This window comes from Mucilaginibacter sp. (assembly GCF_036383575.1).
Taxonomy (GTDB): domain Bacteria; phylum Bacteroidota; class Bacteroidia; order Sphingobacteriales; family Sphingobacteriaceae; genus Mucilaginibacter.
Genome location: NZ_DASVOB010000880.1, coordinates 1 through 11,458, shown reverse-complemented (window position 1 = coordinate 11,458; position 11,458 = coordinate 1). Strand labels below are relative to the sequence as shown.

Annotated in this window: 7 protein-coding genes; 5 read left to right on the top strand and 2 right to left on the bottom strand. The window is 43.1% G+C overall.

Going from position 1 to position 11,458, the window contains the following annotated elements:
• The coding region (locus VF500_RS30925) for a hypothetical protein (RefSeq protein WP_330863345.1) at window positions 1-184 on the top strand (184 nt) is incomplete at its 5' end.
• Window positions 185-309: 125 nt separating this feature from the next.
• Here the strand turns inward: VF500_RS30925 and VF500_RS30920 are convergent.
• Window positions 310-1,968, bottom strand: a complete 1,659-nt coding sequence (locus VF500_RS30920; protein WP_330863344.1) for an SUMF1/EgtB/PvdO family nonheme iron enzyme — start codon at window positions 1,966-1,968, stop codon at window positions 310-312.
• A 241-nt stretch (window positions 1,969-2,209) separates the two neighbouring features.
• On the opposite strand from VF500_RS30920, the gene porV reads away from it, so the two are divergent.
• The 4 genes from porV to VF500_RS30900 all read left to right on the top strand — a co-directional run bounded on the left by porV (window position 2,210) and on the right by VF500_RS30900 (window position 8,485).
• Complete coding sequence (gene porV, locus VF500_RS30915; RefSeq protein WP_330863343.1) at window positions 2,210-3,379, top strand: type IX secretion system outer membrane channel protein PorV; 1,170 nt, start codon at window positions 2,210-2,212, stop codon at window positions 3,377-3,379.
• Window positions 3,379-3,861: a 2-C-methyl-D-erythritol 2,4-cyclodiphosphate synthase gene (gene ispF, locus VF500_RS30910; protein WP_330863342.1), complete on the top strand. Its 483-nt coding sequence runs from the start codon at window positions 3,379-3,381 to the stop codon at window positions 3,859-3,861. Before porV ends, ispF begins: the two co-directional genes overlap by 1 nt.
• A gap of 617 nt (window positions 3,862-4,478) precedes the next feature.
• The gene (locus VF500_RS30905) at window positions 4,479-8,258 is read left to right on the top strand and encodes a T9SS type A sorting domain-containing protein (protein WP_330863341.1); all 3,780 of its coding nucleotides are present in this window, start codon (window positions 4,479-4,481) and stop codon (window positions 8,256-8,258) included.
• A 5-nt stretch (window positions 8,259-8,263) separates the two neighbouring features.
• The gene (locus tag VF500_RS30900; RefSeq protein WP_330863340.1) at window positions 8,264-8,485 is read left to right on the top strand and encodes a hypothetical protein; all 222 of its coding nucleotides are present in this window, start codon (window positions 8,264-8,266) and stop codon (window positions 8,483-8,485) included.
• 124 nt (window positions 8,486-8,609) lie between these two features.
• Here VF500_RS30900 and VF500_RS30895 read toward each other — a convergent pair.
• A partial coding sequence (locus tag VF500_RS30895) for a glycosyltransferase (RefSeq protein WP_330863339.1) occupies window positions 8,610-11,458 on the bottom strand: 2,849 nt, incomplete at its 5' end.

Here is an 11,458-nt window from a genome sequence, read left to right as displayed (position 1 = left end):
GATCCTCGGAAAAGGTGATATCTGGATCACAGAATATACCATCAACTACCAGGAGAAACCAGCATACACAGTAAGTATTATGGAGTTTCGTGATGGTAAAGTTGTACACGAAACTCAATACTTCGCAGATCCCTTTGAAGCTCCTGCCTGGCGAAGCCAATGGGTTGAGCCAATTGACGGATAGCGCGGATAGAGCATCGTTTGATGCAATTTCAATGCAGATTGGCGATTGATGTATTTGGCTGGATGCTTATAAACAAACAAGGCCTCTCATTTCTGAAAGGCCTTGCTCAAAATATCTCTTATTAATTATCTTGCTTTAAATGGTTTTGCCTTTTTAACAGGGTAGTGAGGCTTGCCATTAGGGTTAATTTCAGGAGCGCCTACTAAGGTCATTGCGCAACGGAAACCAACTTCGGCACTTGCTTCGTCCTGATCCATAAAACGGCGTGTAGCTGGGTTTAACCAAAATGCCATATCGTTCCATGAGCCACCTTTGTAAATTTTGGAGTGGTCGTTAACCAGTGTGGTTGTTCCGTAAAGAGCTTTGTTAACTTCATCCTTTTCGCCCCTTGCATCAGGGTTGTAAGCCTTTCCTGAGTTTTTAGGCAGCAATGAATCAACCGGAAGTGAACCTGTTTGTGTAGTTGCAAGCGGCGCATTCGGATTGGCTGTTTGAGCTGCCGAATTTTGTTGCTGTAAAGCCAAAAGCTCGCTGTATTTCAATTTCTTATTGGCATGTGCAGGATCTTTGATAGGCTTGCCATATTTATCTTTGGCATAAAGGCCTTTGCTTGGATCTGCAAGGCGTTTGTTAGTGAACTCGTTACCACGGAAAGGGTTAAAGTCTTCAACTTCTTCAAATGATGTTTGACGGTAAGTATCGGCAACCCATTCGTTAACGTTACCTGCCATGTTGTACAAGCCAAAATCATTAGGTGCGTATGAACGTACAGGAGCTGTAATATCCGCCTTATCGTTCAGGTAACCGCCAACACCAGCATTGTCGCCGCTGCCACGTTTGAAGTTAGCCATGATCAAACCACGTGTTTTACTTTTTGCAGATCGTACACCCAAACCATTCCAGGTATACAATTTACCATCGTCAATGTTTTCAAATTGAGTGTTGCCGGCAAGGGCTAACGCTGCATATTCCCATTCAGCTTCTGAAGGCAAACGGTAAGCTTGTTTCAGGATGCCGTCTTCCATACGTACGGGCCTAACGGCTTTACCGCCTTTTCCGGTTCCGGCCTGGGCATTAGGGCTCAGGTTAGGCATCATTTTTTTGCCGTCGACCCCAGCACCGGTCATTTGGCCGTTCAGGTAAATATCAGTGTTAAACGGCTGTCCGTTAGCTGCAATACCGGCATCACCGCCGCCGCCTTTTTTACCCTGATCTTTCCAGGCTACTAACTTGCCTGTTTCACGTAAAATGTTTTCGTTGGTACGGTCGGTACGCCATGCGCAATAGGCCTGTGCCTGGTCCCAGGTTACACCTACAACCGGGTAATCCTGAAAAGCAGGGTGACGCAGATAGTTATCAACGTAAGGCTCATTATATGATAAAGGTTTACGCCAAACCAGTGTATCCGGCACAGCGTTATAGTATAATTCGCGGTCTTGTGGAAAAGTAATGTTTATCCAGTGCAGGTAATCAAGCCAGTCCTGGTTTGATACTTCGGTTTCGTCCATATAGAAAGATGGCACGGTAACCCTGCGGCGTACGTTGTTATAATCGTAAGTAATGTCCTGATCGGCACTACCGCCCATCACAAAAGTACCACCTTCAATAGGCACTAATCCCGGCCCCGGAGATGGATGACTTTGCCTGAAACGCTCGTAACCGCCATTGTTTTTGTCGTTATAAGTTATACCCGTTTTTTGCGATTGCTCACGTTTACTGCAGCTACTCATCACGGCCCCTAAAGCCAACAGTCCCAGAGCAGTTTTAGTAAAAAGTATTTTCATATTTTTACAGTTATATTAAGTGGTAAATTTATAAAAAAATGGATACAGTGCTTACGCTTATGAACCATTATTTAGAAATAAATAGTACAGTTATCAGGGGTTTTAACGAAAAATTGATGAAATTAGTTGCGTTGATTTAAATTTTTGGTTTAACTTTCAGCAAAAGGCCCAGGCTTGAAAATGCAAAACAAGTCATGATCCTGTTTTATAAATACAAATTGCGATAACCTAACTCCTACAAATGAAGCTTTTTACATTTCGAGGCCTTGCTATTATTACCCCCTTTTTATTACCCCTTGCTGCTGCAGCACAAACAAATACTAATGGAAGTAATGTCAATGCAATTCCTACCGAAGTCCCTTTTTTAAATATTTCACCAGATTCACGTTCGGGTGCCATGGGGGATGCGGGTGTGGCGCTGTCGCCGGATGTAAATGCAAATTTCTGGAACCCGTCAAAGCTTGCATTTTTGGAAAGTAACGATGCATTATCGGTATCATACAGCCCCTGGTTAAGGCACCTTGTGCCCGACATCAGCTTATCATACCTGAGCTATGCCCATAAAATTGATGAGCGAAATACCATAGGCGCTTCGCTCCGGTATTTTAATTACGGTTCCATCCAGCTTACCGACGATAATACGAACGATCAGGGCACCTACACACCGAATGAGTATTCGCTGGATGTTTCATTTGCCCGTAAGTTTGGCGATAATTTTTCGCTGGGCCTGACTGCAAGATACATCCATTCTAATATATCAAGTATCTCGTTTGCTACCGGCTCAAGCCAGGCTGCAAAAGCAGGTAATGCCTTTGCAGCTGATGTTTCACTATACTATACGGCACCTTATGGCGATGGCAATACTTTTGCTTTTGGAACGCACATTTCAAATATTGGTACCAAGATCAGCTACAGCGACGTTGGTAATAAATATTTTTTACCAGCCAATTTAAAATTAGGCGTAGCCAACACCTGGCAATTGGACGATGTCAATGAGTTTACAGCAACCTTTGATATTAACAAGTTACTGGTACCAACTCCGCCGCTGCGCGATGTGAATGGTAATATTATAAAAGGAAAGGATGATAATGTATCTGTACCTGCCGGACTTTTTCAATCGTTTGGCGATGCACCGGGGGGCTTTAGTGAAGAGTTGAAAGAGATCAGCTTTTCGCCGGGTGTTGAATATTGGTATAACAAACAGTTTGCCGTAAGGGCAGGCTACTTTTATGAAAACCCTAACAAAGGCGACAGGCATTATGTTACCATGGGGATAGGGTTTAAATACAGTGTTTTTGATTTCGATTTTTCGTACCTGGCGGCCAGCCAGCAAAATAGTGCCCTTGCCAATACTTTGCGCTTCACTTTGTCGGCAAGTTTTGGCGGTACAACAAATGCTTCAAGAAGATAATGGGGAAAATTAAGGTAGGTTTTGGGTTTGATGTACATCAGTTAAAAGAAAATCACCCGTTTGTTTTAGGCGGAGTTAAACTTGAGCACCATGCGGGCGCCTATGGACACTCTGATGCCGATGTGTTATTACACGCAATTTGCGACGCTCTGCTGGGTGCTGCAAACCTGCGCGATATAGGCTTTCATTTTTCCAATAAAGATGACCGTTGGAAGGGTATCAGCAGTTTGATCCTTTTACAGCATGTGGTTGCCCTGGTCAAAGAAAAGGGTTTTGTCATCGGTAATATCGATGCCATGATATGCCTTGAAGCGCCAAAGATCAATCCGCATATCCCTGCAATGCAAACCTATATAGCCGAAGCTGCGGCTATCAGTGAAGAAGATATCTCTATTAAAGCTACCACCAATGAACAAATGGGCTTTATAGGCCGTGAAGAAGGTGTTGTGGCTTATGCTGTTTGTTTGATTGAAAAGGAGTAGTCTGTAGTTACAAACTACAGGCATAGTCGTTCGAAGTCGGAGACTTCGGACAGCGGCAGCGGTGCATTCCCGTATAGCTACTGTGCCATGTTATTGGGCTGAAAACTAATTTCGTCATTATCTGAAAATCTGTGAATAGCAGGTAGCTTTAAGAGTGGTATAATAAACTCACTATCAGGTATATATTATAGAATCAATAAGTCTTTCAGTTGTATGGAATTATTATGTAATAGAGCAAATAAAGCACTTGGATGATTTCGATATGTGTATTTCCTTGCCAGTATCGGGAAAAAAAATACACGGTTTAAATTGAAGTTTTAGCTTGCCCAATTTTCATAGCTACAAGCTTTATTTCTTGATCATATTGATTTCTCGTTTGTTATATAGTTTCATCGACAATTAGACATTCTCATGAACACACAACATTTGAAATGTATCTGTAAAAACAACATTTAATAAGCGGTACGATAAATTAAGTATCTCTTATATCGAATTAAATCATTAAGAAAATTTTATTTCTCGCTTTTTTCTTTCACGCAATTTTACACCACACACGCAATAAATAACAACCTGGCCATTAGCACCATCTTTGCAAATCTTAGGGAAAAACCCTAAGCTTGAAACAACATCTATTTAAATACCTATTCGTTTCTGTAATATTAATTGCCGCTTTTGTTAAAACACAAGCGGCAATAATAGCCACAGCAAACACCAATGGTTTAACTTCTCCGACTGATATATCCGGCGGGCAACGTATCGCGGTATTGGGTGTCACGCTGACCGACCCCGTGGGTTCTGCATTGACATCATTGACATTCAATTGTAATCAGAATATTTTAAACTATTTCACTAAAACCAGCAGCAGTATATCTCTGGTTCGAATAAATGGCGTAAATGCAACTTATGCTGCAGGTACAGGTACTGTTGTGACCGGCACCTCGACCAGCTTTGTTGTTAGTGGCCCAGGTTCAAATACATTGACGATAAGTAATTTTAGCCAGACTATAAATTCCACCCCGGCAAGTTTTTTCCTGGTAGTCACTTTTGATGTTGGGGGGAATGCGCCAACACCGTCGCCAACCAGCTTCAATTTTAATTTATCACAAGTTAATACCACTACAATAACTCCCATCACCGGGCCTACCTACACATGGACCAACCCCGCTATTGTGACCGTTACCGGAAATAACGTTCCAAAAGACAACGGCATTGAGGTAAATGATATTTATTATACGCAGCAGGGCATTTGTGTTTTTGGTTTTTCTATAACGGTTGCCAATAACAAGGCTTTGGTAACCCAGGTGGCGTTATCAGCGGCACTATCCGGAACTTCTGCTCCTTTTTTCAGTACTTCAGATGTTTATGTGGTTGAGAACAACGGGACAGATTTTAATTCGGGCACAAACACTCCGGTGCCTACCACTAACGCTGTTGGTAGCAATTCCTCAACTATAAACCTCAATTTTAATACGCCGCTTGATTTTACGCCACCATCGGCAACAGGCAGCATTACGAGGAATTTTTTTGTTTACATTAACTTTAACAGCAATTTTAAAAGCTATCCTAATGCAGTAACATTCTCCCTTAATCCGCATGCGGTAGCTTATACCGAACTCTCAGGGGGATCAGCATTTACTGCTCAAACGGTAAATCCGCCCCAATCGGTTATTAATGGTTATCCTATCGCGTTTGCCACGCCTACAATTATGTTAACGGGCCAAAATACGGTAGGTTCCAGTGGTAATGGTATTTCACGTACCACTTTAACTTTAAACCAAACAAACATAGTTTTATACGGCTTTTCATTGACCAATACGGGTAGTCAGACCGCGATCAGTAATATCCAGTTGAATATGACCGCTATCAGCCCGGCTGCTTTTAGCAACTTCCGGGTTTACAGATCAACGTCCAGTACTTTTACAAGCGCTACGGCCGTCCCGGCAAACCTGGTTGGCGGGACGATAGTTTTAACATCTAATGTGTTTAAGTTAGATCTGACCACGCCATCAAATACACCGCCCGAAACGCTCCCGTTTAACCAAACCACTTACTATTTCATCATGGCCGATTGGCTTACGCCAGTCAGTAGCCCCACAACATTTCAATTTACATACAAATCGCTCGCTCTTAACTCCGGAGCTACAATAGGTACTTCAAATACCGATGGTCAGCAGTTTTCGCTCGGTGTGCCGATATATGATTGGACTGGGGCTACTAACAGTAACTGGACAGTTGTTACAAACTGGTTAAAAAATGGCGTGTCAACCTCAACTGCGCCCGGCATTACCAGTAGTAAAGATAACGTACGCATTGGTTATATAAGTTACACCAACAATAACAATCCCATAAATAACAATTCGGGCCCTAATATTACAATTGGTAACCTTGAGATTGGTAGTTTAGGTTCAACCAGTTCGGCCGCGAGTGCTGTGTTATTGGATCTCAACGGCAAAACCATGACGGTGAACAATGGTTTAAGTGTCGATTCAGCAGCAGTGTTTACCTTAAATAGCAGTGTTGCAACACCTGCAGTTGGCTCTCTTAAAATAAACGGGGGATTATCAACCCTGGCCAGTACTGCATCAATTCAATTTGGATCACCTAATCCGGTCACTTTTAACAATGCAGCCGGAACATTTACCTTGCTTTCTGATGCCAACGGAACTGGCTCAATTGGAAGTATCCCCGGCAATACCAAATTAACCGGCACTTTTGTCGTTCAACGCTATTTTACGGGCGGTAGCATTGCCAACCGGGGATGGCGGCTGATGAGCTCACCAGTCAATAATAGCAGCACGCTTCCGGTATCCACAGCCGCGACATATAACTTTTCGAGCTTAAAAACCAATTTATTTATTACCGGAGCAGGCGGCAATGCTAACGGTTTTGATCAACCTGCAAGCTATGGTGCCAATGGGCCAACCATATTATTTTACACTACGGCCAACGGGTTGTTTACTCTGTTAACAACATTGATACCTGCTCCAACTGTGAATGTTGGCTCAGGTTTTTATTTTTATTTCAGGGGGGATAATATCCATAACATTACCCAAAAACTGATCCGGTCATCCGCTACCAATACTTTTGCCATACCCGAAAAAAATGTGGTTGGTTTGCAATCGGGCACACTTAACCAACAGGCGTTTACTTATACATTAGCTAATGCAGGTACTGGTTATAATTTAGTCGGCAACCCTTACCCATCTAATATTACGATACCTGCCGCGGCTTTAACTGGCACTACACCCTTTGTTTACACTTTTGCACCGGGCGGTAACAGTATAATCGCACAAGATCTATCTGCCGGAGTAACGATACAAACCGGGCAGGGTTTTTACCTTAAATCTAATAGCAGTTCCAGTTCCATCTCATTTACAGAGAACTTAAAAACAAAGCTCCCCGGAACTATCGCATTTAAAGCGGAAGTGCCGAGGCCTGCAATAACGCTAAAAATGATACAGGATTCTGCCAATTACGATATTGCGCAGCTCCGTTTCTCTGACACTTATAGCAATAATTACAAGGAAACCGAGGATGCCGATGATCTGAATGGAAACGGGCAAACTGTGTTATTTGGAGCCATGACTACTGATGGTCACGAAGTATCTATTGCTTCGCAGCCGCTCAACAAACAAAGGACCTCTGTTTTTTTGAGCGTTAATGACATTGCAAGCGGCGATTATAAGATAAATAAAGTGGATATATCGGCTATACCCGAGTATTACGATGTATGGCTTCTTGACCATTTTCAAAACGATTCGCTGAACATACGCAATAACGATAGCTACGGGTTTAAGCTCGATAAAAAGGTTCCCGCCACTTATGGCAATAACCGCTTTGAAATTGTTATCAGTAAAAAGCCTTTGCCGCCATATGCATTGACTGCTTTTACCGGCCAGCGCAACATCAATTCAAATATTATAAAGTGGAACACCGTAAATGAATTTACCTATATCACTTTTGAAATACAATATAGTGCAAATGATAAAGATTTTAAGACGATAAGTACCATGCAATCGGCTGGTTCTGGTTCTTACAGTTTTGCTGATGCTACCGCTAAAACCGGCTATTATCGCCTGAAACAAACAGATCTGGACGGGATTGTAAAATATTCAAATGTTGTGATCATTTCTGTGGATAGCAATGGGGCGGATGTTTTTACGGTGTATCCTAATCCTACATCAAACTATCTGCACTTCACTACCAACGAACCAGTAAAAACAACCTTTGGCGTTGACATTTACAGTAGCATGGGAGCTCTTTTAAAAAGGGCTGCCTTTAATTCCAACACAGGTCAACTGGATGTTTCATCATTACAGACAGGTTTTTACAGCATCCTGCTTATTGATAACAGCACTAAAAAGACCATCGCTTCGGCCAAATTTATCAAGCAATAAAAAGTATGATACACAAAGCGTATAAGTTCATTACGGTAGTCGTTATCTTTCTTTTTAGCATTGCTACCGCGTTTGCACAACAAGTACCCTGTTCCGGTGATCCTGACGATGAAGATTATGATCCGAACGGTTGCCCGCTTGATACCTGGGTAATATTATTAGTAGTAATTGCCCTAATATTTACCGTTATACATTTACATCGCAAGCGAAAAGCTGTTTTGGTATAATAAGGTTTATCTTGACGCAGCTTTTGCATCGACCCCGGAGAGCTTAAAGCGTGATAAGAAATGCGCTATCCGATTCTCTGAATGTGAAAGGGCCTGTAGTTACAAACTGCAGGCCCTTTCAATGCTAACTATAATGTTTATAGAGAAAGTAAATGATCACTGCAACTATTGCAACGCCAATTACGATATAAATCGGCTGTGCTTTTTTATTGCCCGAACCATCAACTTTTACATTGCCGGTACGCTTAAGTACGCCCCATCCGCTTAATTCGCCTTTTAACGCTTTGCGCAGGGATTTAAAGAGCACATAATACATCAGCTGCCGCCACATAAACCGCTGTGGAATAATGTATACGAGTTTCTTGTAATCCTCCTTTTCCATGCGGAACGCGATGATGCCTACTATAAAATCAACAACCACAAATGCCACGTAGTAAAGCAGCATTTTCTCCGGTTTTTCGCCGAAAAGGGCGAACAGCATCATCAGATCTGCAAGAGGGGAGAACAGCGGTAATATGATCTGGAAGATAAGAATGTTTGGCATCCCCACCATTCCAAAAAACTTATATTTTTTATTGAACAGCGCGTCGCGGTTTTTCCAGAAGCTTTGCATCACGCCAAAGCTCCAGCGGAACCGCTGTTTAAGCAACATATTGATACTTTCAGGCGCTTCGGTATAAGCAATAGCTTCGGCGCAATTGCGTACTACATAGCCCTGTTTAAGAATGCGCATGGTTAGATCACAATCTTCGGCAAGGGTATCATAAGTAAAGCCTCCCGCGCGGAAAATAGCCGATTTACGGAATGCACCTATTGCACCTGGCACGACAGTAATACTGTTGATGAGATCGAATGCGCGGCGGTCCATGTTTTGAGCAGTGATATACTCTATCGACTGCCAGCGTGTAATGATATTGGTTTCATTACCCACTTTAACAGTTCCGGCTACGGCGCCTATTTCCTCATCGGTAAAATAGGTCATCAGCTGGTAAACGGCATCAGTTTTGAGTTGGGTATCGGCATCAATACAAACCACAAAATCATTTTGAGCGTGGGTGATACCGAAGTTTAATGCTGACGCCTTACCTCCGTTTGGTTTGGTTAATATTTTGATAAGCGGGTTGCCTTTATAAGCAGCCTCTACAACCTCAAATGTTTTATCTTTCGATCCGTCATCAACAAAAATGATCTCGAATGATGGATAATCGGTTTTGAGCAGGCTTTGAATGGTTGCCACTGCATTAACTTCCTCGTTGTAAGCAGGAACAATGATGCTCACCGGAGGCATCACATCTTTATCCCGATCAAGTTTTTTGGACTTTTTATCTACGCTACGCTGCCTTACCGCTAAAATGCCGATAAGCACAATGCGGCCGATAGCCAGGAATATGGCCGACAGGAATACATAGATCAGCGCCCAGTTGATATAGTAGTACCCATGGACAAAAACATCATAAGCCGGACCGAAAATGCCTGTGCTTGGATCATTTTTAATCGGCGGCATCAGGTCGTCCTTAGTTTTACCAAGCACATCGGCAATGGTAGTAAACTGGTAACCGTGCGATTTAAAGTAATGGATGATCTCGGGCAGGGCTTTAACAGTTTCTTCGCGGGTATCGCCACCGGCATCATGCAGCAATATCATCGATCCGTTATCTTTTTGCCTGATGGTACGGGCAATGATGCTATCGGCAGTTACGCCGGGTTGCCAATCCCATGGGTCAATAGATTCGCCAATGGTGATATAGCTTTGACGGCGGCTTTCAGCAACCGGGATAACCTCGGCAAGGGTTTGCGGTTCGGCATCGGCATTAAACGGCGGACGGAACAAAATAGTGCTTCGGCCGGTTACCGATTCAATAAGCTTACGGGTGGAGTTAAGCTCCAATATCACCCTTTTTAAACTAATGGTTGAAATATCGGGGTGGAAGAAGGTGTGGTTACCTATTTCGTAGCCTTCCTCATATTCGCGGCGCAGCAGCTGCATATTCTTTTCAGCCATAGAACCAACCACAAAGAATGCTGCAGGTACTTTTTCGGCTTTAAGGATATCTAAAATACGTGGCGTAAAGTCAGGGTCTGGTCCGTCGTCAAACGTTAGAACCACTTTTTTAGGGGCATAACCATACCTGCGGATCACGTATTTGGTTGGAAGCTTGATGTAATGCTGATCAAGAATAGTAAAGGTGGAAGTATCCATTTTTACATTGATCTCGCCGGTGGTAGGCGTTGTGATAAGGTCGAGCACCTCGCCGTCGCCGTCATAATCAACATTTACGCGGTTGTTCAAACCTACCGAGGTAAGTTTGCGCATGTCGATACCGGTTTTTCTCAAAGAATCTATCGACAGGTTTTTCTGGAAGAAGGTCCACAGGCGCGGGTCTTCTGCTCCCAAACGCCATAGCGCCACACCGCCGGTAGCCCAGTCGTCGGCCATGCGGATCACGTTGAAATTCGTGGCAGCATCGGTAAAATAAACAGTATGGTCAAGGCTGTCCTTGTCCATATAAGTGTAATGCAGGTTGGCCGAATTTGGGTCGAAAGTGATCTTGCTTTTTTGCTCATCGGCGGTACTGATAGCCTGCTGGTACCCCATTGTTTTACCTACGCTGTTTTCGCGCCAGTCATAGGCCCCGCCCGCAAATGTTAAAATTATTTTTTCTGACGGAACTTTTGAACAAACATCATCCAGGATCTGCTCAACCCAGCGCTGGTTTGACAGATCGCCGGCATTTGTGGCTTCATAATGCTCATCAATAGCCATGATGAACAGGAAGTCGTTTACGTGCTGTAGTTTTGTAATGTCAAAGGCTTCGTCTTCAGGCACTATGTTTTGCGTAACCAGGAAACCTTTTGCATGCAGGGTTTCATAAAGCTCTTTTTGAAAAGTAGTGTAGTTTTTGCTGTTTCGATCTTTAAGCTCATCAAAATCAACATTGATCCCCTTTAGCTTGTTTTTGGTCAGTGAGTTAA